The sequence below is a fragment of the Actibacterium sp. D185-2 genome (assembly GCF_054954595.1).
Window position 1 is genome coordinate 44,500 of record NZ_JBPWNX010000013.1, and the last position, 22,139, is coordinate 66,638.

Annotated in this window: 21 protein-coding genes and 1 pseudogene; 8 read left to right on the forward strand and 14 right to left on the reverse strand. The window is 62.6% G+C overall.

Translation table 11 applies throughout. The features are described 5' to 3' along the window. Positions 1 to 4: 4 nt before the first annotated feature. The 6 genes from ACSR1C_RS16380 to ACSR1C_RS16405 all read right to left on the reverse strand — a co-directional run bounded on the left by ACSR1C_RS16380 (position 5) and on the right by ACSR1C_RS16405 (position 5,913). Positions 5 to 985, reverse strand: a complete 981-nt coding sequence (locus ACSR1C_RS16380; protein WP_009503879.1) for an FAD:protein FMN transferase — start codon at positions 983 to 985, stop codon at positions 5 to 7. Further along, on the reverse strand, positions 966 to 3,173 hold the full coding sequence (locus tag ACSR1C_RS16385) for a PepSY domain-containing protein (protein WP_009503878.1): 2,208 nt from the start codon (positions 3,171 to 3,173) through the stop codon (positions 966 to 968). Before ACSR1C_RS16385 ends, ACSR1C_RS16380 begins: the two co-directional genes overlap by 20 nt. Before the next feature lie 11 nt (positions 3,174 to 3,184). Beyond that, positions 3,185 to 3,655, reverse strand: a complete 471-nt coding sequence (locus ACSR1C_RS16390; RefSeq protein WP_009503877.1) for a DUF2271 domain-containing protein — start codon at positions 3,653 to 3,655, stop codon at positions 3,185 to 3,187. Between the two features lie 35 nt (positions 3,656 to 3,690). Then, the gene (locus ACSR1C_RS16395; protein ID WP_009503876.1) at positions 3,691 to 4,071 is read right to left on the reverse strand and encodes a PepSY domain-containing protein; all 381 of its coding nucleotides are present in this window, start codon (positions 4,069 to 4,071) and stop codon (positions 3,691 to 3,693) included. Between the two features lie 182 nt (positions 4,072 to 4,253). Next, entirely contained in the window at positions 4,254 to 5,639 is a 1,386-nt protein-coding gene (locus tag ACSR1C_RS16400; protein WP_009503875.1) for a ferredoxin reductase family protein, read from the reverse strand. After that, positions 5,596 to 5,913, reverse strand: coding sequence for a PepSY domain-containing protein (locus ACSR1C_RS16405; RefSeq protein ID WP_009503874.1), 318 nt, complete (start codon positions 5,911 to 5,913; stop codon positions 5,596 to 5,598). Before ACSR1C_RS16405 ends, ACSR1C_RS16400 begins: the two co-directional genes overlap by 44 nt. A gap of 145 nt (positions 5,914 to 6,058) precedes the next feature. On the opposite strand from ACSR1C_RS16405, the gene ACSR1C_RS16410 reads away from it, so the two are divergent. Both ACSR1C_RS16410 and ACSR1C_RS16415 read left to right on the forward strand, forming a co-directional pair. After that, entirely contained in the window at positions 6,059 to 6,718 is a 660-nt protein-coding gene (locus ACSR1C_RS16410) for a response regulator transcription factor (protein ID WP_009503873.1), read from the forward strand. Further along, positions 6,715 to 8,082, forward strand: coding sequence for a sensor histidine kinase (locus ACSR1C_RS16415; protein WP_009503872.1), 1,368 nt, complete (start codon positions 6,715 to 6,717; stop codon positions 8,080 to 8,082). The genes ACSR1C_RS16410 and ACSR1C_RS16415 overlap by 4 nt, the downstream gene beginning before the upstream one ends. Positions 8,083 to 8,238: 156 nt before the next feature. On the opposite strand, the gene ACSR1C_RS16420 is transcribed toward ACSR1C_RS16415, so the two are convergent. The 5 genes and pseudogenes from ACSR1C_RS16420 to repA all read right to left on the reverse strand — a co-directional run bounded on the left by ACSR1C_RS16420 (position 8,239) and on the right by repA (position 13,702). Continuing rightward, positions 8,239 to 8,379, reverse strand: a complete 141-nt coding sequence (locus tag ACSR1C_RS16420) for a hypothetical protein (RefSeq protein WP_009503871.1) — start codon at positions 8,377 to 8,379, stop codon at positions 8,239 to 8,241. A gap of 13 nt (positions 8,380 to 8,392) precedes the next feature. Then, positions 8,393 to 9,999, reverse strand: a pseudogene (locus tag ACSR1C_RS16425) (ParB/RepB/Spo0J family partition protein); the annotation flags it as partial. 168 nt (positions 10,000 to 10,167) lie between these two features. Then, complete coding sequence (repC, locus tag ACSR1C_RS16430) at positions 10,168 to 11,379, reverse strand: plasmid replication protein RepC (protein WP_009503869.1); 1,212 nt, start codon at positions 11,377 to 11,379, stop codon at positions 10,168 to 10,170. A gap of 213 nt (positions 11,380 to 11,592) precedes the next feature. Further along, complete coding sequence (repB, locus tag ACSR1C_RS16435; protein WP_009503868.1) at positions 11,593 to 12,525, reverse strand: plasmid partitioning protein RepB; 933 nt, start codon at positions 12,523 to 12,525, stop codon at positions 11,593 to 11,595. Beyond that, on the reverse strand, positions 12,509 to 13,702 hold the full coding sequence (gene repA / locus ACSR1C_RS16440) for a plasmid partitioning protein RepA (RefSeq protein WP_009503867.1): 1,194 nt from the start codon (positions 13,700 to 13,702) through the stop codon (positions 12,509 to 12,511). Before repA ends, repB begins: the two co-directional genes overlap by 17 nt. 208 nt (positions 13,703 to 13,910) lie before the next feature. Here repA and ACSR1C_RS16445 point away from each other — a divergent pair, with 208 nt between their 5' ends. Both ACSR1C_RS16445 and ACSR1C_RS16450 read left to right on the forward strand, forming a co-directional pair. Next, positions 13,911 to 14,138 carry an AbrB/MazE/SpoVT family DNA-binding domain-containing protein gene (locus tag ACSR1C_RS16445; RefSeq protein ID WP_009503866.1) on the forward strand — a complete coding sequence of 76 codons (228 nt, stop codon included), beginning with the start codon at positions 13,911 to 13,913 and terminating at the stop codon, positions 14,136 to 14,138. Next, a complete protein-coding gene (locus ACSR1C_RS16450; RefSeq protein ID WP_009503865.1) occupies positions 14,128 to 14,523 on the forward strand; it encodes a PIN domain-containing protein in 396 nt (131 codons plus the stop codon). The genes ACSR1C_RS16445 and ACSR1C_RS16450 overlap by 11 nt, the downstream gene beginning before the upstream one ends. A 78-nt stretch (positions 14,524 to 14,601) precedes the next feature. Here ACSR1C_RS16450 and ACSR1C_RS16455 read toward each other — a convergent pair whose 3' ends face one another. After that, positions 14,602 to 15,486, reverse strand: coding sequence for a recombinase family protein (locus ACSR1C_RS16455; protein WP_009503864.1), 885 nt, complete (start codon positions 15,484 to 15,486; stop codon positions 14,602 to 14,604). Between the two features lie 226 nt (positions 15,487 to 15,712). On the opposite strand from ACSR1C_RS16455, the gene ACSR1C_RS16460 reads away from it, so the two are divergent. After that, entirely contained in the window at positions 15,713 to 16,792 is a 1,080-nt protein-coding gene (locus ACSR1C_RS16460) for a hypothetical protein (protein WP_009503863.1), read from the forward strand. Positions 16,793 to 17,119: 327 nt separating this feature from the next. Here the strand turns inward: ACSR1C_RS16460 and ACSR1C_RS16465 are convergent, their stop codons facing one another. Then, positions 17,120 to 18,301: a ZIP family metal transporter gene (locus ACSR1C_RS16465; RefSeq protein ID WP_460260418.1), complete on the reverse strand. Its 1,182-nt coding sequence runs from the start codon at positions 18,299 to 18,301 to the stop codon at positions 17,120 to 17,122. Continuing rightward, positions 18,298 to 19,506 carry a multicopper oxidase domain-containing protein gene (locus ACSR1C_RS16470; protein ID WP_460260419.1) on the reverse strand — a complete coding sequence of 403 codons (1,209 nt, stop codon included), beginning with the start codon at positions 19,504 to 19,506 and terminating at the stop codon, positions 18,298 to 18,300. The genes ACSR1C_RS16465 and ACSR1C_RS16470 overlap by 4 nt, the downstream gene beginning before the upstream one ends. Before the next feature lie 116 nt (positions 19,507 to 19,622). Here ACSR1C_RS16470 and mntR point away from each other — a divergent pair, with 116 nt between their 5' ends. From mntR to ACSR1C_RS16485, 3 genes are all read left to right on the forward strand, one after another. Then, on the forward strand, positions 19,623 to 20,075 hold the full coding sequence (gene mntR / locus ACSR1C_RS16475) for a manganese-binding transcriptional regulator MntR (protein WP_009503860.1): 453 nt from the start codon (positions 19,623 to 19,625) through the stop codon (positions 20,073 to 20,075). Positions 20,076 to 20,199: 124 nt separating this feature from the next. Next, a complete protein-coding gene (locus ACSR1C_RS16480) occupies positions 20,200 to 20,544 on the forward strand; it encodes a hypothetical protein (protein WP_009503859.1) in 345 nt (114 codons plus the stop codon). A 136-nt stretch (positions 20,545 to 20,680) separates the two neighbouring features. Next, entirely contained in the window at positions 20,681 to 22,126 is a 1,446-nt protein-coding gene (locus ACSR1C_RS16485; RefSeq protein WP_009503858.1) for a multicopper oxidase family protein, read from the forward strand. Positions 22,127 to 22,139: the final 13 nt, after the last annotated feature.

The following is a 22,139-nucleotide window of genomic DNA, read 5'->3' on the forward strand; positions in this document are numbered from 1 at the left end:
CGGCTCATCTTCCCCCGGCTGAGGCGATTGCCGCTGGTTCTTCGGAAAAAAGACGCCCGACTCCCACGCCCATTGCATTGCCTTCATCATCGCACAGAAGAAACAGGGCGTCGAGTCCACGTTGTCTTGCGAGGTCCGCACCCCTCTCCGCACCGAGCACCATCAGCGCCGTCGCCCAAGCATCGGCCTCGGCACAGGTGCGGGCCACGACGGTGACGGAGGCGGGCGGCGCGATCAGCGGCGCGCCACGTCTCGGATCCATGGTATGCGACAGGCGGCACCCCTGAACCTCCACCCAATGGCGGTAGTCACCGGATGTCGCGACGGCGGCGTCCTGCAGCGCCAGAACCGATTGCGGCGTCCGGCGATCAGGGTCCGGCGCTTCTACCGCGATGATCCATGCCTCGCCATCGGGGCGCAGGCCCATGGCACGCATCTCACCGTCGATGCCGACAAGGGCGTCGGCAATCCCATGATCGCGCAAGGTCTCGGCGAGCTGGTCGACGCCATAGCCCTTGGCGATGCCGTTCAGATCCAGCGCAATGGGCGCGGTCTTGCGCAACTGCATCCCCTCGATCTCCAGCACCTCCTGCGCCGGGCGGCGGGGGGCGTCCATCGCGGCGCGGATACCCTCGGGCGCGGCGGCCCCGGGCCCGAAGCCCCAGGCCGTCACCGCATCGCCCATTCCGATATCGAAGGCCCCGCCCGAGGCGCGCCCGATCTCGAGCCCGAGGCGCAGGACCGCCCGCAGTTGCTCCGGCACCACCACCCAATCGCCCACCGGCGCCGCGTTGATCCGCATGAGCGCGCTCTCCGCGTTCCACGTCGACATCTGCGTGTCCACCTCGTCGACAACCGCCTGAAGGGCGGCACGGATTGCATCCGTGTCGCGGCCCCGATCCGCGAAGAACAGGGCCGACCAGCGCGTGCCCATGGTGGGGCCGTTCAGGACGATGCGCGCGCGCTCAGTAGACATCTTCGACATACCGCCCCTCCGCCTTCAGAACTGCGGGCGTCAACCCGAATGGTGAGAGAATTTCGGCCAGCGCATCGGTCACACCCATGGCCATGTCGCGCCCGCCGCAGACCATCACGCGGGCCCCGTTGCGAAGCAAACGCGCAACTTCGGTGGCCTCTCCACGCAGCGCGTCCTGCACGTAATGCGGAAGCGTCCCGCGCGAGACGGCCGTGACAAGCCGGGTCAACCGCCCCTCTGCCTGCCAGCCGGCCATCTCCTCGCCATAGAAGAAATCGCTGTCCGCATGCCGCATGCCGAAGAACAGGTGCACGGGCCTGTGCCGCGCATTGCCGCGGATGAAGCCCGCCAGCGGCCCGATGCCGGTGCCCGCCCCGATCAGGATCAGCGGGGTGCGACCGCGACCGGCGTGAAAGCCGGGATTGCGCCGCAGAAAGGCCCGGACCGTATCGCCCGGTTCCAGCGCGGTCAGCTGGCCCGAGGCCAGACCGCCCGGATGCTTGCGCACCACGATCTCGACGAACCCGTCGCGCCGGCCCGAGGCCAGCGAATAGAGGCGCGGCACCGGGCTGCCCTGCGGCAGGACGCCGATCAGGTCGCCCGCCTGGAACCGTGCGAAGCCCGTGCCCGTCAGCCGCTGCCACGGCGTTGCGCGCGGCAGGGCGAAGCGCAGGATCGCGGCCCCCGCCTGCATCTCGGCCCCGTAGTTGCGCCGCGAGACGAGGGTCAATGTTTCGGTGCGCGGCGAGACGGGCTGGTGAAAAAGCTCGAGAGAGATGCTAAGCGCCTCGCCAAGAGCGCGGCCCCAGCGCGCGAAATCCTGTGGCGATTGGCGGTCGATCGTGTCCAGCGGCATGAGTTCGGCCCAGCCCTTCGCCTGCGCCGCTGCCGCAACGGCGTTGGCGAAGGCGCAATAGGCCGGAAAGCTGCGGTCGCCGAAGCCGAGCACGGCCATCTGGATATCAGGCACAGGGGCCGACGCGTTCAGCCGGTCGAGAAAGCCCTTCGCCGAGGACGGAGCGGCACCATCGCCATAGGTCGCGGCGAGCAGGATGATGCGCTCGGCACGGGCGTAGCGCTCTGGCGCGAAGCCCGACATCGGGCCAACATGGACGCCCTGCCCCGCTGCCGTCAGCGCGGCATGCAGGGTCGCGGCGAAGCCCCAGGTGCTGCCACCCTCGCTGCCGACAAGAATGATCGTCTCGGCACGGCCCGCGGGCTGGTTGCCCCGGATGCGCGGCCGCCCGCGCCGCCCGGCAAGCCAGATCAAGACGCCGGTCACGCCCATCGCCGGCACTCCGAGCGCCATCATCCCGAGCACAAGGCCGAGCGTCGCGGCCCCCTGCCCCGTGTGCAGCATGTAAATGGTTTCCGAGACGCGCTCCCACCCGGTCAGGTCGGCCCATGCCACGAGCGCGCCGGTTCCCTGGTCAAGATAGCCGGTGCCCCGGTCGGTCTTCAGTGTGAACACGTCCGTCGCGTCGCCGGGATAGGGAAAGCTCAGTTCGCGCAGCTCGGCGACGGGGGCCTGCAGCAGCGTGGCCATCTGATCGAGAGCGAACCCAATTTCTCCGCTCACTTCGGTGGGATCAGCCGGCAGGACGCTACCGTCCGGCAGAAGATCGAAGGTGGAGGCTGTCATCCAGAGGGCGGTGGTGGAGGACAGAACGAGGCCGATGACGGCGATCCGGGCGATCTCGACATGCAGCCTGCCCGCGAACGGACCGCGCAAGGACGCGAACCAGTGCCGCCATCCGCCCGCCCGTCGCGCGACCAGCATAGCACCCGAGAGCGAGAGGACCAGCATCGCCGCGGCCCCGGCGGCCATGGCGATACGCCCGCCATCTCCGAGGAAGAGCGAGCGATGAAAGTTGGTGAGCCAGCGAAGGGCCTGGTTCGGGTCGGCCGAGGCCACGCCCGCGCCCGTCGCCGGGTCGATCACGGCAGCACCCGGCGCGCCCTGATCGAACCAATAGGCGGTGATCCGACCGGAGGGCGACCGCCGGATCTGCTCGACGCCCGGATAGACGACCTGGATGCGGTCCGCGAGGGTGGCGACTGTCAGGCCAGTCTCCACCTGCGGCGCGGTGATGCGCTCGACTGCCGGAAAGACCGAGAGCGCAGCGCCGCTCAGGCTCAGGATCGTGACGAGCGCGAGTGCCAGAAGACCCGGCCAGCGATGGAGTATACGGATCATGGCCCTGCCCCTCACATGTCGTAGGAGAAGTTGGCGATGTAGCGCCGCCCGGTCACCGGAGTGCCCGCGCCCGCCGTCGTCAGCGGCACGGCCACCTCGTTCGGGCTGTCGCGCATATCCTCGACCGCCGCGTCGATGTGCAGCGTGTAGCCCGCATCGAACAGCGCATCGGCCAGATCAAGCGTGATTTCGAGACTGCGGCCCGCGCCGACGCTGGCGCCGGTGATGCCGTTTACCTCCGCGGTATCGCCGCCCGTGGCACGGTACCAGTCGCTAAGATGCTCGTAGTACTTGGACTTGTCGCCGGCCATCCAGAGACTGCCGACATAGGCGCCCGAGGCGTCGGTTACGTAAAGCGCGAGGTAAGCGCCGTCGCCGCCATAGTTGTTAAGGGTGGTTGTGAGCGTCACGGGCCGTGCCATAGCGAGGCCGGGAAGCGTGAGTGCGGTGGTAAGCGCGAGCGTTGCGAGAAGTGATTTCATGGGAATGATCCTTGTTCAGGGTGCTTCGGAGCTGTTCAGTTCACCTGAACCTGCGGAGGGGCGCCGTTTCCGAAGAGGCCGTTCTGCGGAGGAGCGACCGTTCCAGCGGGCGCGGGATTGCGGGCGCCACCGCGGTCGTCGTCATCATCCTCGTAGTCCATCTCGACGATCTGCAGCGTCGCCGGATCGAGCTTCACCTCGATCTCGCGACCATCCTGGTCTCGGCCTTCGATTTCGTAGCAGCCGTCGTCGATCTCGAAGTCGCGCACCGTCCAACCGTTCTGTTCGGCCATCTGCATGGCGGCCTCGCGCGGCTGCCACTGGTCACGGGGCGCATTGCAATCATCGTCGTCGGCCAGCGCAGCGCCGGCGGGCAAAAGTGCGATCAGGGCAAGGGCGGTCAGGGTCTTTTTCATGGCAAGGGGTCCTTTCGTTTGATGAGACCAATCTGGCACCCCGACCTGAGGGCATCCTGACGCCCCAGCGATTCCTGCTTCAGCTTGCCGTCAGGAAAATGGCCCCGCCGATGAGGGCGGGGCCAAAAAAAGATGCGAGCGCAGGCTACAGGGCTGGCATGGCTATGCGCCCTGCCCCGCGTTCAGGTGAATTCGAACTGCTCGAAGCGGACACGGCGAGGCGTTTGGCCTTGTGCTTTCAAGCCCTTGAGAATCCCGTCCTTCAGACCGGTTGGGCCGCAGAACCACAAATCGGCTTGCCGGATCGCGAAAGGGACCGCGCCAATCAGGCGCTCGGCCGTGAGCCTGCCATCGCGCGTCGTAACGACCACCTCGAAACTGAACCTCGGGTTGCGGGCAGCCGCAGCGCGCAGCGTCTCTACCCCAATCGCCTCCTCTTGTGTCCGAACGCAGTGGATGAGGTGAATGTCGCGGCTATCCGCTTCGCTCAGGCTTTCGGCCCAGGCGAGGAACGGCGTGATACCGATGCCGCCCGCCAGCCATATCTGGCGCGCACCGCCCTTGCGGAAATTGAACCGTCCATATGGCCCTTCGACCTGCACGCGCGTTCCGGTCCGCAAGATGGCGAGCAGGCTTCGTGTCCAGCCACCCAAGCCCCGGATGGAGAACGTCAGGGTGCCGTCAGGGCGCGGGGCGCTGGCGATCGTGAAGGGGTGCGGCTCGGACAGTCCTGCCTCTGGCGCGCGGAAGAAGGCGAATTGCCCCGGCCGCCACCGCATTGCCCGCCCCTCGGGGCGGAGGGTTAGCGTGGTGGTGTCCTTGGTCTGGCTGATCTCTGTGACGGTGAATTCTCTACGCCGCAGGTACGGGGCGACCAGCTCGGTGAATATCCACGCTATCACTCCCGCGATGCCAAATGTGTTTAGAAGCACCGAGAGCGATGGATCTACCTCTGTCGGCAGGTCGACGAAGAACTGGTGAAAGACCACGATTGCAAAAAGGGCCCCCATGAAACGATGGCTGAACCGCCAGATCTGATAGGGGATTTCCAGTGGGGTGAAGGGCAATCTCCGGAACCAGCTGACAGCAACCAGGGCGAGAAGCGCGTTGAAGGCAAGTTCGCCCGCCTCTTCACCAAGTTCACCAAGAGAGGTTTCACGCACCAAACGCTCGAAATCCGGCTCGATCTGCTGGTGCAGGATCATCAGGACCATTGCGGAAATACCAAGCCACTTGTGGAAACGGTACATGCGATCGAGACCGCCGAACAATGGTTCCACCAGCGGCGGCCGTGCGGCGAGGATCAGGGTCTGTGCCATCGCGACAACTGCCGCGGCCCCGACGGCAATGCCAAGTGCTGCATCCGCGCCATAGGGCGCATAGGTGTTGAACCCGATCAGTGCCGCCAGCAGGCATGGCAACGCAACCAGCACCGGGCCCGTCAGAGCTAGAGGAGAGTTTAGGGAAAGCCGGGAGAGTGGCGGCAGGCCCGGCACCGGGACATTACCGTCGCGACGCGCTGCATCAGTCATCGTCGCGTCTCTCGTGATCCCGCTCGCGGCGATCATCCTCGTCGTCCTCGTATTCGAACTCGATTATCTCCAGCGTGGCCGGGTGGACAGTCACCTCGATCGCACGCCCCTCGGCATCCCTCCCATCGATCTCGTAGCAGCCGTCATCGATCTTGATCCGGCGCACCGTCCAACCATTTTCCTCAGCCAGCATGGCAACAGCATCGCGCGGCTGCCAGTCGGCCATCGGCACGAAGCAATCGTCGTCAGCCAGCGCCGCGCCGACCGGAAAGACCGCGAGAAAGCCGATAATTGTCAATGTCTTCTTCATGGGGCACACTCCTAGTGGCTCGCCTCTTGATGCCATTCATGCGCCGCGAAGCTGACGGCAGCCTGAAGGGGCTCGACCCACAAGCTTCAGCTTCGTGTCAGCCAGACGGATCATGGAGGGACATCAGGAAAGGACGGGTACGACCATGCGCATATTGCTGATCGAGGACGACACGACTCTTGGCGCTGCCGTGCGCGACCAGATCGCAGCTGATGGCCAGTCAGTAGACTGGGTCACGCGGCTAGACGCGGCGGCAGACGCGATGAGCGCAACCTCCTACGACCTGCTCCTGCTCGACCTCATGCTGCCAGACGGACGTGGTATCGGGTTCCTCAAGGGCCTCAGGACGCGTGGAGACGTGACGCCGGTCATCATCCTGACGGCGCTCGACCAGGTGTCCGATAGGATCGAAGGCCTCAATGCGGGCGCTGACGACTATCTTGTGAAGCCCTTCGACCTGTCGGAACTGTCGGCACGGATCGGATCGGTCGCGCGGCGCTACAGCGGCAACCCCAACCCGATCCTGACCCACGGACCGCTCGACATCGACCTTGCCGCGCGCAGCGTCCATCGGGATGGCAGACATGTGCCGCTGACGGCGCGGGAATGGGCGCTCTTCGAGGCCTTCCTGGCGCGTCCCGGGCAGCTCCTGTCCAAGGCGCAGTTGGAGGAGAAGCTCTACGCTTTCGACGCCGAAGTCGAGAGCAACACCATCGAGGTGCACGTGAGCCGCCTGCGCAAGAAACTGGGGAGCGCCATCATCGAGACCGAGCGCGGCATGGGTTACCGGCTGGGCAAGCCATGATGTGGCCATCCAGCCTTCAGGTACGGCTCGGCTTGTCACTCGGCCTTGTGCTGACGATCCTCTGGCTCGCCGCCGCCACGGTTACCGCGGTGATCGTTCGGGGCGAGATGGATGAGGTCTTCGACAGCGCCCTACGCGAAACCGCCGAGCGCATCCTGCCGCTGGCCGTGACCGACATCGTCGGGCGAGAAGATCAGGGTGTGACGCAGCGCCTCGCGCCGATCCGGGAGCATGACGAGTTCTTCACCTACATCGTACGCGATGCCGAGGGACGCATTTTGCTGCAATCCCATGCGGCGGACCCTGCCGTGTTTCCTCCATACGATGGTCCGGGATTTGGGCAGAACGCCACACATCGCCTCTACAGCGACGCGGCGCTCCAGGGGACGATCAGCATCACCGTGGCCGAACCGTTGGCGCATCGCGCTTCGGTTGCTCGGGAAATCCAGATGAGCCTTGGCCTGCCGCTGCTGGTTGTGCTGCCGTTGGCGCTCGCGTCGATTATTCTCGCTGTGCGCTTTAGCCTCGCCCCTCTCCATCGGTTCCGTACGCGGCTTGAAGCGCGCGGCGTGCGCGACCTGTCAGAAGTACCCGCGGCCGACCTGCCGACGGAAATCGGCCCGCTGGCTGCAACCTTGAACAGCCTTTTGGCTCGGTTGCGCGACGCGTTCGAGGCTGAGCGAAGTTTTGCAGCCAATGCGGCTCATGAACTAAGGACACCATTGGCGGGCGCTATCGCCCAGGCGCAGCGACTGCGGTCAGAGACCAAAGATCCGACCATCGACGCGCGCGCCGCCGAGATCGAGGCGACGCTCAAGCGTCTCGCTCGGCTGTCCGAACGTCTCCTGCAGCTTGCGCGGGCGGAAGGCGGTAGACTTCGGATGGACCAGAGCGCTGATGTCAGAACCATCACTCGGGTCGTGGTGGAAGATATTGCGCGCAGCACAGAGAACGGGCGCCTTATGTTGAACTTGCCGGACACGCCTGTCTTGTCTGATATCGACCCCGACGCATTGGGAATTCTGTGCCGGAATCTGGTGGAAAACGCCCTACGCCACGGGGCGCAGAATGCCCCAGTCGAGGTTACACTCACGAGCGACGGGCAGTTGATCGTGGCGAACGAGGGCCCCGCGGTAGCAACCCAAACACTCGAACGCCTGACAGGGCGCTTCGAGAGGGCAGATGCAAAAACTGATGGTAGCGGGCTTGGCCTCGCTATCGTCTCAGCCATCGCAGAACGGATCGAAACCTCTCTCTTGCTCCAGTCACCACGTCCCGGTGAAACTTCTGGATTTCAGGCATCCGTCAGATTGCCAACGGATGCTCCAAATGCCCATGTGAAAGATCGGGAGCATTGGCCTTGAAGTCTCACGTCGCAGCGCCCCGAGGGGTGCGGTGTCGATGATGGTTGTTGTAGACATGATTCTTCATTCTGAATGCGAGTAATCGCACTCATCCCATTGATATTATTACACTATAGGGTGATTGGGGGCGGAATCTCCGCCCCCCGCTGGATCACGTTATTCCGAGGCCAGCATCGACGCGCCTTCAGCAGGCAGGTCATCCGTCAGAAATGCAGGAAGGTCAGCTTCACTGACGCTGTCAGCCGCTTCGGCATCCGCCCCCTGCCCTTCGGCATGGTCCTCATCGTCCAGCGCCACGAGATCGTTCCGGCGCATGACGCTCGTCGACCAGCTTTGCCACCACGCTGTCCTTCAGATCGCTCGCCTGCGCCGGCATGTAGATGTGACGCACTGAGGCTTCGAGACAGCTTCCCGAAGCAGAGGAAGTGCGGAAGGTGTCCGTCACAATCTTCAGCAGCAGCAGAATCAACGCCACGTCGGGCGAGCGCCCGATCGCTTCACGCAGCGCCAGCGTCCGGTGTGCCGTCAACTCGATTACGAGCCGCTCGGGCAGTGGCTTCAGCGCTCCGTCATCCTCATCCTCCGGGAAGTCAGCTCCGATAGGCTGGCCACCCGACATAATGATGGTTCCGCCAGGAGCGGCACTGCCATGGCCATCGGTGAGATCACGATCAGCACCCTGCCCCGCCACCGCAGGATCAGTATCATCCTGGACCGCTGCCTCCTCAACAGGCTCATCCTCTGACCGCACATAGCCGCGATAGACGGCCAGCGCGCCGTAGCGGTCGAGCGTGACGAACGCCCCTGCCCGCCCGATCTCCTCCGCGTCGAAGATCAACGGCCGGGTCTCGATCCTTTCCATCTCCGCTTCCAATACGCCAAGCCGCGTGTCGACCTTGTCGGGGATCTCATCCTGACCCGCGTATTCCTCTTCCAGCGCCCGATACTCGGCGAGCAGCTTGGCATGGGCCGCACCTTCCTCATCCGTCATCGGTGCCGGATCGCCGGATAGGGACCGCAGCCTGTAGCTGTAGCCGTAGGGCAGGTCAAGCGCGACTTCGATCCACTTCCAGCCCTCAACCGCAACCGTCTCAGCCTCGGCCTGGAGTTTTTCCGTCACCAGCCGATCGAGCAGGGCAGGGTCCTCGAGCCAGCCATCGTCATCGCCCTGAAAGAGGTCATGCAGCATCGTGCCGCCCGCCTCTTCGTAGGCCTCAACACCCACAAAGACCGCGCGCCGGTCGGACGCTCGGACCGAGGTCTCGGTCAGCATGCGCCGGATCTGGAATGGCTCCTTGTTCCAGGATGAATGGATCACATCCCAGACCTGAACCTGACGCGCGTGATCGGGGTTCACGGTGAAGGCCATGAGCTGCTCCAGCGTCATGCCATCCTCGGCATAGACCTCAAGCAGGGCAGGGGCGACGGAAGCGAGTTTCAGGCGCTACTTCACGATCTGTGGCGTCACGAAGAAGGCGGCAGCAATCTCTGCATCGCTCTGGCCCTTATCCCGCAGCGCCACAAACGCGCGGAACTGGTCGAGCGGGTGCAGGGCGACGCGATGCATGTTTTCTGCAAGGGAATCATCCTCGGCCAGGATGTCGGACGCAGCATCGCGCACGATGCAGGGAATGGGCGTGGTCTTTGCCAAACACTTATGCTTCACCAGCAGGGACAATGCTTGGAACCGACGGCCACCGGCCGGGATCTCGACTTGCCGGTCTCGGTGCCATCGTCAGCCAACACGGGCCGCACGCTCAGGCTCTGCAAGAGGCCGCGGCGGGCGCTGTCTTCGGCCAGTTCCTTGACGGACACGCCAGCCTTGATGCGCCGCACGTTGGACTGACTCAACACCAGTTTGTCAAAAGGGATATCCCGGGACGGGGACAGGGTGATTTTCTGGACAGCTTTCGTCATCAGATCTTCTCCACGACGGGCGCCGGAAGCCACTCTCCCGATCTCATTTCCCGTCACCCTCAAACCAACACTCCTTTGCCTCTCGATGATCGTATGGTTGCCAAGAGGCGACTTAACAGCTGTTAAGTCATGCCAACTGAGCACCGCGGCGTTGAAACTTAACAGCTGTTAAGCCGCACTTCGCCGACCGATCAAAGCCATGACCATCGGACCGCAAGAGAATTCGCCCGCCGCGGCCTTGGACGTCAGCGCCCGCAAGTATCCACCCGGTGATCTGATGTCAGAGAAACGTTCCAGCATGGCCACGACGACGATCGAGGCTTGCTCTGGTCCCATGCAGCGTTGCGCTTCTTCCCACGCAGAAACACTGATCCCCATGGCCGGCCTTACATGACAAGCCGCGTCGAAAAGTTGGTGCCAGTGTCGAATGTCGCCCTGATAGAAAGTCTTGAGCGAGGGACAGCCGGCGATTACCAGGTGGAGAGGGATTTTCGGCACCCGCCTCGTGTCAGGCTCTTCAAGGTCAGCCACGGGCTCACCCGTATCATCATCAGGCGCGCGTCCCGCCGCCCCGCCTTTTTCTAAGGCAGGTTCAAGATCTATAGATTCTTTATTTGAATTATGATGGTGACGCTCACATTGGGCATCATTGGTGTTCATTTCTTCTGTTTCAGGACCGTCAATCACATTACGCGCCTGGTCAAGAAGGGTCTCCAGTTCAGTCCGAAATGCCGACAGATCCTCAAGCGAGAGTTTGCGGCGAAGAGCGCGGGCGGTGAGGGCTGCCTTGTCGCGGAGCTGGTCCCACAGGCCAAGCCCGGGCTGGATCTCCTCGCCGAACTCCGCCAGAGCGGCCAAGTCGCGACGCATAAGGCTCACTACCTCCCTCAGTCGCCGCACACGGTCCTCGGCCTCACGCACAGCCTCTGCAGCCCGTGCAATATCCTCGGCCCGGCAATAGAGCGGGGAGAGATCAAAGCCGAAGGCCACCCGATCTTCGCCACGCTTGCGCACATACCGCTTCCCATTGGGGCTATCGCGCCGCATGAGCAAGCGTGCCTCTACCAACCGGGCGAGGTGACGGCGCATCGTCGAGCAAGGCATGCCGTTCAGCCGCTCGCAGATCGCCTTGTTGGATGGGAAGACGACCATTTCGGTGTTCCCGCCAAGCGCATCGTCCGGAAAGAAGCTGAGAAGCCCCTGAAGAACGGTCAGATCGCGCTCGGAAACCCCAAAGGCCGCCTGTGCCTTGGACAGCTCGCGGAGGAGCTCCCACTTGTTGACGGGCCTGCCGGGAACAGACGCCTCAGGACGCTCGACCACGCGCAGATGGGCGTGCGATATCGGCCGCATAAACGGCGAAATCGGTGTGTAATCCATGATGTCATTCACGAAGGCAAAATTTCCCTGGCCCGCGAATCGCTTTGCGCTTGCGGGAAAGGGGCCAGATCGCTACATTCAGAGGTGCGAAAACTGAAGTTTTGTAGCGGGCTGGTCCCGTGCGAAACCTAAGAAAGGTCTCGTGAAGCTTGCTTCTCGGGGCCTTTTTCTTTTCTGCCTGTCTCGTGCCTCCTTTTTGATTGTTGCTCTTCCTCAGTCTTCCGAACGCTTCCAGCGCTCGTGAAGCTCGGCGATCAGCTGCGGGGCGTTGCCCTCAAGCCAGCTGACAAAATCGCTCTCCTCGGCCTTCAACTCGAGCTTGAGTTGCTTTCCACGACGTCCGGTCGTGACAGTGGCGGCACCGACCCCCGGAATCACCGTGCCGGGCCGCCCGCGAGGGCGAGACGAGGATGTGGTCTGTTCGGGCTTCCCTGCAGCAGAGAGGACGGCCAAAAATGCATGATCGGATTTCTCGTCAATACCGCCTTGGTAGGATGTTTTGGCCTCACCCGCCAAAGCTGCAAGCAGTTCGCGATCGGCATCCGTAGCCCCCAGCAACTTCTTGAGCTCTTCCCACCTGGGCCGACCAATGCCCGGAGCGGCACCGATGGCGAGGACCAGGTCCTCCCCAACGGTGCGGACCACGCTTAACAGCTGCGACACTCCTGCCTCGGTCAGATTGAGAACCTCGGCGACACCCTTGTTAGTGCGTTCGGATGCGCTCAGATGGTCACCGTCGAGCAAGGCTGCGGCAACAAGCGCTCGTTCGATGAAGCTTAGATCCCGCCGCTCTTGGTTCTCTAACAGCTGATCACGAAGTGCCTGATCGCCCTCCATCTCTGTGACAATGGCGCGGACCTTGATCCCAAGTTCTCTGCAAGCTTCCAGTCGACGACGGCCATAGATCAGGCTGTAGCGATCACCATCAAGCGGCCGGACGAGGATTGGTACTCGCTGTCCGTTCTTGGAAATTGACGCCTTGAGGCCCGCAGTCTCAATCTGCAGCCTGTCATCGAGCCGACCTGTGATTTCGATTTGGTCAGGCTCGATTTCGAAAACGCCGCCGCGCAGCCTGCGCCCTTCAAGAGCGTCGGGCGCGTTGCGCAGGGTCTGCAGTGGCAGTCCCAGTTTAGGCTTTCTTGCCATTGCGTCCCCACGTGTTCTGGATGATCGCCGCGATCTCGTCGTTGACGGCGTTCATGGATTCGATTGCACGATCGAAAGTCTGACGCGTGAAGTCCTTCTTGTCGGCCTCGTAGAGCGTCTGCTTCGTCAGCCCTGCATCAGAGATCGCAGTAGACTCAACCATGTGGTTGGTCAGGACTGACCTGCCGAACAGACCCCGGATGAAAGCAATGACCTCGGTCTGCGGGGCATCACCCACCTTGTAGCGGGTCGGCAGAAAGCGCAGCCAGTCGAAGCGAAGGTTTGCGCCAGCATCCCGGATGACGCCAAGCAGATCAGCGGTCATTCGCAGAAACTGCGACATGGACATCAGATCGAGCATTTGGGGGTGAACGGTAACAAGCACCCCTGAAGATGCTGAAAGGGCGGACATGGTTAAAAAACCAAGCTGCGGCGGACAGTCGATGACGACGACGTCATAGTCCGCTTCGACACTGTCGAGCGCGTCGCGCACACGGGCAAAGAATGCGCGGGCGCCGCCACGCTGAATGGCTGCCGGTGTCTCATGTTCGAATTCCATGAGCTCGAGGTTCCCGGGAATCAGGTCAAGACCACGGATGTAGGTCTTGCGGATCACGTCCGAGATCGGGACCGGTTCATCGTAGCGAACCGCATCATACAGCGTGCCACCCTCCATCAGGTCCAGCTCAGGCTGGATGCCATGCAGCGCGGAAAGGGATGCCTGGGGGTCCAGATCGATCGCAAGGACACGATATCCCTTGAGAGCCAAGCGCTGTGCAAGGTGAGCGGATGTTGTCGTTTTCCCGGACCCGCCTTTGAAGTTCACAACAGAAACAATCTGAAGCTCGTCACCGGCACGACGCCCCGGAACGTAGGTTCCAGGCTTCTTCGCGTTTGCCTCAAGAGCGTGGCGAATCTCCCAGATATCATCGAGGGTATATCGCCGGTGGCTGCCCGCAGTGGTTTCGACGTCAGCGATCTTTCCTTCTCGATGAAGCTTGCGAAGGTAGGTATGATCGACGCCAAGCAACTCGGCCGCCTCGCCGCTGGTCAGGCTGCGCATGACTTTTTTGGCGTCGGGAGGGAAGTGGGCAGCACGTTGCGCATGAAGATTGGACGCAAGAAGCTCTGCGTAGTGCCCGATGGCAATGTCCAGGTCCTGCTCAGCTTCGCTCATCTCTGCCTCGATTCGTGGGCGCGTTTTTTATGTGATCGCGCGTTATTTATCGAGACTATTGCCCGAGCTATCAGATTCGTGCAAGCTCTTTCTAGATTTGGTGTCAGTCGCTGCGTCATGCACAAGAGTAGCTAGGGTTTGCGGCAGGCTTGTCTTAGGAACCTTTCGGATATACATTACAAGACGTATATCCGCATGGGAGGTCACGATGCAGGTCGCAAAATGGGGTAACTCGCTGGCCGTCCGTTTGCCCGCGGAGCTCGTCCGAGAGCTTGGTCTCAAGGAGGGTGATCAGATCGACCTGGTCAAGGACGACGGTCGGGTCAGAGTCCGTCGCCTTGCTCGTGCGGATGAGGTACTTACCGGCCTGCGCCGCTTCCGGGGCAAGTTGTCCGCAGCAGAACGTCTGAGCCGCGACGACGCACATGAGCGCTGAGTTCGCGGACACGAATGTCGTTCTTTACCTGCTCGACGATGGCCCAAAGGCCGATCGCGCCGAGGTCATCCTGGGGCAGGGGCCCCGGATCAGCGTTCAGGTTCTAAACGAGTCACTGGTGAACTGCCGCCGCAAAGCTGGCCTCGGTTGGGAGGAAGCAGCGGCCTTTCTCGAAGGCGTGCGCGCCTTGTGTCCCGTCGAAGATCTCTCCGTGCAGACCCATGACGTCGGCCGCGCTTTGGCGGAACGCTACGGCTTCTCGATCTACGACGCGATGATCGTGGCCAGCGCTTTGGTTGCGGGGTGTACCACGCTGTGGAGCGAGGACATGCAAGATGGCCTGCTGGTGGAAGGCCAGCTTCGCATCGTCAACCCCTTTGCATGAGCGGACGGCTTCTGTGCCTGAAACTGACCACAACCTTGTAATCCTTCCCTGTAGTGGAGGATTTGCAAGGTTGTTAGGCTACTCAAGCAGCCCCAGCCTCTCCGCCCGCTCCAACAGCATCTTGACTGACGACGGCTGCCATCTCGTTCGGCCACGTGGTGTGCGTTCGCGCATAGATTCCAGCCGTTCACAGATCGCCTGGAGCGTAATGCCGGGATCCGCGCCCTTGATGGCGGCGACGATGGCGGGCAGGCGGTCGTCGGTTTCGCGGCGGCCGGCGCGGGCCAAAACTGTCTCGGGCAGGAAGCCGTCGCGGACATAGGCCTTCACGGCGCGCAAGAGACGGCTTTGGGTCCAGCGACGCGCCTCGGGCAAGGGGCCGTTGATGATGCGCACCACGTCTTCCCAGGCCAAGTCGGGGCGCAACCGGCGCACATGGGGCACCCAATCTTGTGCCGTTTCGTTCAGACGCTCCATGTAGCCGTCCTGTCGCGCTAGCCGCACCTTGCGAAGAGCGGCAGGGTCTTTGGCCCGCAGTCCAGGGTTTCCGCCCACGCGGCCCTTTGTGCGCGCACTGGCGAGGCCGGCCTTGGTGCGCTCCCGGATCAGGGCGCGCTCGAACTCGGCCGCAGCGCCCAAGACCTGCAGCGTGAACTTGCCCTGCGGGGATCCAGTGTCGATCGGGTCCTGGATCGAGCGAAAGAACGCACCCCTGGCCTCCAGCCGCTCGATCACTTCCAGCAGATGCGACAGAGACCGCGCAAGCCGGTCGATCCTCACGACGACCAGCGTATCGTCACTCTGGATGCGTTCGAGCACACGCCCAAGCACCGGCCGCGCGCGATTGCCGCCTGAGGCGTGCTCTTCATAGATTTCGGCGCAACCCGCAGATTTCAGGGCCTGCGACTGGGGCAGGGGGGTTTGATCCTCTGTGGATACGCGCGCATAGCCTATCAATGGCATCAAAACAGTCTTTTTGCAGTTTCATATAGCGCCAATAAACGACCGTTTGTAAACAGAGGCAAGGGCGCTCTTTGTGGTGCTGCAAATCAAAAACCCCTTGGTTTTCATATGCTGAGCGCGATCAGAGAGATATCGCAGACCACCGCGCGCGCGTGCTATATAGGGTGTGAAGGCGCACCCTAACAAAACACTTTGGTAAAATGCAAAAGCGCCATATTTTGCACATATGAAGCCTCAAGTACCTACGCAGTATAGTAAATTGGACGATCCTCTAGTTGATGCGGAGGGGATTGAAGAGACGTCCGAGGACGACCTGTGGTTCCTGCCCGGTCCAATAGAAGTGGAGCCGGATTATCTGCCGCCCAGACCGAGGGCAGAGCTGCCTGAAACCGCAGTCCTCGACGATTGGCGGAAGGCAGAGGCAGGTAATGCCGCCCGTCTTGCCCGTGTGGCTAGCCGGATTGGCGCGCTGGATGACCGTCTGCACCGTGGCCCGGAAGGCTGGCGGCTCAGGCTCGCCCTGATCGAGGCGGCAGACCTCAGCTGGTTTGTGGGTGACCGAATTGGCCCGGATCGGCTGGCGCTTTGGATATCCATGCGCTTGTCCGGGGTGCAGGACGACACCGCAGCGCTCGCGCGTGTCGGATGGGCGGTGCGCCGTCTGACAGGCGGTCCCGGTCCAGAGGTGGACTTATCCGCTTTCCTTGATCGCCGTGACCCTGAAAACATGGCCAATGAAGCCGAGCCCTTTGCGGATCGCGCGGTCGGTTGGCTTGACCTGATGGCGCAAGCCGCCCACCTGCATTCGATTACACGCGCCTGCATGGGGTTTCACCTCTGGAACCTTGCGGGCCTCGGGCAACAGGACGACCGGATGGAAGCGGCGGTTACCGCCGCACGCATTGCCGCGAGCGAAGGCCCGAATTTGAATGGGGGGGCCATCTTTGCGCCTCTGGCTATGCGCGGGGCAGGGGGGCTGCGCGCCAGTGGCCCACCTGCCGAGCGCTTGCAGCGTTGGCTCGAGGGAATGGAAACAGCATGCCTGACCGCGATGCGGCACCTCGACGATATCCAGGCATGGTCAGCGCGGGCGGACAACATGATGGCACCGCTCTCTGGCAAGACACCACCTGCATTGCGTGCGGTGCTGACCGAATGGCCCGTCGTCTCCGCTCCAATGGCCGAGACCCTGACCGGTGCCAGCCGCGCCGCCGTCCAGCGCAACCTTGCTTGGATGGAAGCGCAAGGTCTAATCCGCGAGGTGACCGAACAGGTGCGTTTCCGCATGTGGCGGGCGATGCCATGAAACACCTCTAAAGAAGCACTCGTTTTGGTGCGTAACATTTGTTGATAGTTCAACGGAGGACCAGAATCGTGACAGACCAAAAATATGAGACAGTCGATTTCGACGTGCGGCTCAGAAATAGTAGTCAGATGGATTTGCGGTGTTTTCACCTATCTGTGGGATCCTCTAGTCGCTCTAGCCTCAAATTCTTTATTTCGAAATCACGAAAGAATAAGTCTCTTGGGCGCACAAACTGGGGCACGAAAATTGCGATCTCCCCGTGGACAGACGGGGTCAGTTTATAGAGCTGGGCGACCGCCCCATGAAGCCGAAACAGCCGATCACCGCTCAGATCTTGATCAATGCCGCCGTCGCGTACATGAAGGCGATGCCGCCCAGAAACCCGACCAGTACGGCTGGTGACATCAGCGCCGCCTGCCTGTCGGCGTTTTGACGTACAAGGTAGGCGCTGACCTCGACCATGACTTGCAGGATCGCACCCGCTCCGACGGCGAGTGCCAGTGCCGACCATTGCGGCGCATAGGCAAGGCTGCCCGCCCACATTCCGAGGATGGCCGGGCCACCGGCGAGCAGGGTCAGAGCGGCAAACGTCCAAAGCGTTGGCCGGGCACGAAGCATCGGGGCGGCGATGCCTATGCCCTCGGTGACATTGTGCAAGGCAAAGCCTAGGACGAGGAAAGTTCCAAGCCCCGCCGACCCGGCGGCGAATGCGCCGCCGATTGCCAGCCCTTCGCCGAAGTTGTGAAGCCCGATCCCGAGGGCAATGTAGAACGCAAGCGCGATGCCTTCCGGATTGCCGCGCCAGCGCCCGATAGCCATCAATAGAAGAAAGCTTGTAAGCGCCGCCAGCCAGACCATGGCAGAACCTTGGAATATCGCGGCCGCTTCTGCCGATAGCTCCAGTGCCTCGGATATGGTGTCGATCAGCAGGAAGGCCAGCAACCCGACCGTCAGCGCCAGCAGAAAGTTCATCCCCCTTTGCCCGACGCCCTTCATGGCCGGATAGAACATCAGGCCAAGCGCTACCGGCAAAAGGCCGACGATCGCCCCGATCACCGCCTGGAGCCGAAGTTGCCCCCAGGTGGGACTTGGCGTCGAAACTGCAACCGCGATCTCGTGCCCAAAGGTCGCGCCTGTGTTCGTCAGCAGATTGATATGATGGGCCTCGCCAAGGACCCACGGATAGGGAATGCGCAGCCAGACCGCATCGCCGCGGGCAATCGGCCCCGCCGGTTCCTGCGTGAAGGTCCAGTATGCATCATCCACGGCAACCTGCGCGACCACCATCGCTTCCGATCCGCCGGCGCGCACCCTGAGCGATATCCCCGACCCATCGAGGATCGTCCGTTCGACGGTCAGCGCCTCGACCGGGGGGGCGCCGTTGTTGAAGCCGCGCAAGGGATCGAGCGAGGCGATCCAGACAAAGGCGCCCAGCATGACGGCCAGCGGCACGAGGACGAGAAGCAGGCGGGTCATTGGCGGGCGGCTGCGTTGGATATGATCGGTCATGCTCCGGCCTCTCGCACGTCGAAAAAGCCCATCCAGCCAAGTTCGGTGAACTCGGCCTGGTGCGCATGGAACATATACATTCCGTCCTCGTGATCGGCGAAGCTGAACTCGAGGATGCCGCGCTGCGCCTGACACTGCATGATCACATCGACCGTGCGTAGGGTCGGCGTGAGCTGGGTGCCGGTGTCGTAATAGTCGAAGAAATTCCCATGCAGGTGGAACGAGTTGATCGGATCGAACTCGGTCGCGTTCATGAGGTAGATGCGCACCGGGCGCGACTTGTCGATCCGGATCGGCGCGTTCATGTAAGCTTGGCCGACCGTGTTTACGGCATAGACCTCGTTCTCACCATCGAAATTGGTGTCAAAGCCGTTCATCACCATCGCCAGTTCCTGCCATTCGGCGTTTTCCGGGCTGCCCAGCACACGCGACGCCCCAACGGCCGCAAATTCGGGGTGGCGCGCCGGATCCGGATCGACCACGAAAAGGCCGTACATGCCCTTGTGCATGTGCCGTTTCAGTGGCAGGGCATGGCAATGGTAGAGGTGGCAGCCGAAGGGCTTGGCATCGAATTCGTAAACGAACTCCTCGCCCGGATCGATCAGCCCGGCGCCTTGAACGCCGTCCATCCGCGCCGAGTGAATGCCGTGAAAATGCATGGAATGCGGGTGTGACCCGAGGTTGCGAAAGACGATCCTCAGTCGTTCGCCCTCCTTCGCTCGCAGGGCGGGGCCTGGCACGCGGCCGTTGAACGTCCAGGCGGGAAAGAAAACGCCGGGAGCGATCTCGATCTCCACGTCGATGGCGTCCACCTCGAACGTTCGCAACGTGCGCCCATCCGGCAGGACTTCGGTGCGACCGGTCTCCCAGTCGGTCAGCATGGCCGTCGGGTCGAACCCGTTCCGGGCGTGGTCGACTTGGCCGACCATCGTCATGTTGCCATGCGCCATGCCACTGTCATGGGCCGAATACGGATCGACCGCCCCGCCGGACATCGCATGCCCCGCCATCGGGTCGGGCGTTGCCTGGGATTGCGCGCGGCTCGCGGCCACGGCCGCTCCGCCGGCAGCCACCAGACCGCTGACCAACAACGCGCGTCGCGACGCCGATACTGGCTCCGTGACCATCGCAGGTGGCGCTGTGGGCCGAGATGTCTCCACGGCGGACGACACATCGCGCCCTCGCTTGCTGGTATCGACAGGCATGGACGATGTCCCCTCAGTTGACACGCAGGCCAAAGTCCCGGCGCAAAAAGTTAGCTTCGGCTAATAATCATCGCTTAGGCTTTACGAGTCAATCCCGATCGTGCGAGGGTGACGGCATGACGGATGATGATAACCTTGACTCAAACGAGGCAGAGGCACGTGCGGTCGAATCCCGCGCCGAGGCCTTCATCGGTGTGCGCGAAGCGCGGCGCAGCGAAGTGGCGGAAGATTATGTCGAACTGATCGCCGAACTCATCCACGAGAACGGCGAGGCCCGGCCGGTCGATATTGCGACACGCATGGGCGTGACCGCGCCAACAGTCGCCAAGACGCTTGGCCGTCTGGCGCGGGACGGCCTGATCACTCGCGCGAAATACCGCTCGGTCTTCCTGACTGAGGAAGGTCGGGCGCTTGCCAAGGAATGCAGACATCGCCACGAGATCGTCTTGCGGTTTCTCCTGAGCCTCGGGCTCGATCCCGAGACCGCGGAACGCGATGCCGAAGGCATCGAGCACCATGTCAGCGAACGGACGCTTGCCCTGTTCGCGGCCTTTTCCAAGCGGTCATAGGCGGGTGGTTGCCGCTGAAAGAAGTCGTTTTGCCGAGGACTTGAACAAGCCAACCTTCGGATGTTCCAAGAAACGTGATATTGTGCCGCTTTCATTCGGATCGCCCGGGTAGTAGATCAAGATCATGAGACGTTGGGCACGCCTTATCTGTATCCTCTCGCTGGTGGCTTTTGCCATCGGCGCGGTCGCGCAGTCTGCTGGCTCAATTGCCATGGCCTCGTCAATGGTCTCCACGGATGACGGCATGATGGCGATGGACGATTGCGACGCCTGCGGCAGCTTGGAAGACGGTAAGTTGGGTTCCGTCTGTGATTTTGTGTGCAATGCCGCGGGAATGGCCGCTCTTCTTTCGATCCCGGCTGGTACCAGCCCGATCGCTGCCACCGCAGCCCATGAAATCCAGCTCGTGGACGTCCCGCACGGAATATCCGGCCCCCCGGCCCAGCAACCTCCTCGATTCTACCTCTGATCTGACACACGGCGCCTGATTGCGCTTCGTGTGTTTCTCCGTGCCGGACGCCCTCAAATGGGCGTTTGCGCGGGGCCATGAACATCGCCGCGCAATTGCTTTGGCGGCGTAAAGTGAAATCAGAGAGTGTTCATCCATGTCCTCCCAAATCAGTTCCCGTTTCAGTCGCCGATCTTTTCTTGCAACGTCCTTGGCGGGTATCGGCGCCACGGCTTTCGGAAAGCCTCTGCGCGCCGAGCCGCAAATCCGCAGCTTCTCGCTGCGCCCCGCGCCGGGACAGGCAAGGTTGGTCCCCGAACCCTATCCCGCAACCCCCGTTTGGGGCTTCAATGGCCAGGTTCCCGGCCCGGAGTTGCGGGCTCGGCAAGGCGATCGGCTGCGCATCGCCGTCACAAACGGTCTGGACGAGGACACCACCGTCCATTGGCACGGACTTCGTCTGCCGAACGCGATGGACGGGGTTCCACACCTGACGCAGAAGCCGATCGCACCCGGAGAAACCTTCACCTACGAGTTCGACGCGATCGATGCCGGGACGTTCTGGTATCACCCGCACCAGCGCAGTTTCGAGCAGGTCGGACGTGGGCTGGCCGGACCGCTGATCATCGACGAATCCAACCCGCCGCGGGTCGATCGCGATGTCACCTGGATGCTGGACGATTGGCGGCTGTCGCAGGACGCATCGATCGCGGATGACTTCGGCGCAGCCATGGACATGAGCCATGCGGGCCGTCTGGGCAATACTGTCACGATAAATGGGCGTGTTCCCGATGTCTTCGCGGTGCGGCAAGGCGAACGTATCCGGTTGCGGCTGATCAATGCCGCGAACGCCCGCATCTTCGCGCTCGACTTCGGCGACCTTTCCGCGCGCATCATTGCGCTCGACGGCCAGCCGATCACCCCGCACGCCGCGCCTGACGGTGTCGTGGTTCTGGGCCCGGCGATGCGTGCCGACATAATGCTCGATTGCCCTGCCGACCCGGGAACCACGCTTCCAATCGTCGACCGCGCCTATCGCGATAATGAATTCAACCTGCTGGATGTCGTCTTTGACGACACGCCCTTGCGTGCCGCGCCGCCGGAATGGGAAATTGCCCTTCCAGCCAATCCGCTTGTCGAACCTGATCTGAACGCGGCCCGTCGTCACGAAATCCTGTTCACCGGGGGCATGATGGGAGCAATGGTCGAGCGCCAGATGGGCCTGAGCCAGTCAGGCAGCATGATGGGCGGAATGATGGGTGGCGTTGTGGGCGGCGGCATGTGGTTCGTCAATGGCGTTGCGGCCGAAGGGCACATGCTCGATCCCTTCCTGACATTGGAGCGCGACGCGAGCCATGTCCTCCACATGACGAACGCCACGGCGTTCGACCATCCGATCCACCTGCACGGCCACTCCTTCCGCGTCATCAGCCGCGATGGCGTTCGGACCGAATTCCGTGAATGGCAGGACACCGTGCTGATCGCGCCGCGCGAGCAGGTCGAAATCGCCCTGGTCGCCGACAATCCCGGAGACTGGATGTTCCATTGCCACATCCTCGAGCACCAGGCGGCCGGGATGATGGGCGTGATCCGCGTCGCATGAGCAGAGGAGCATG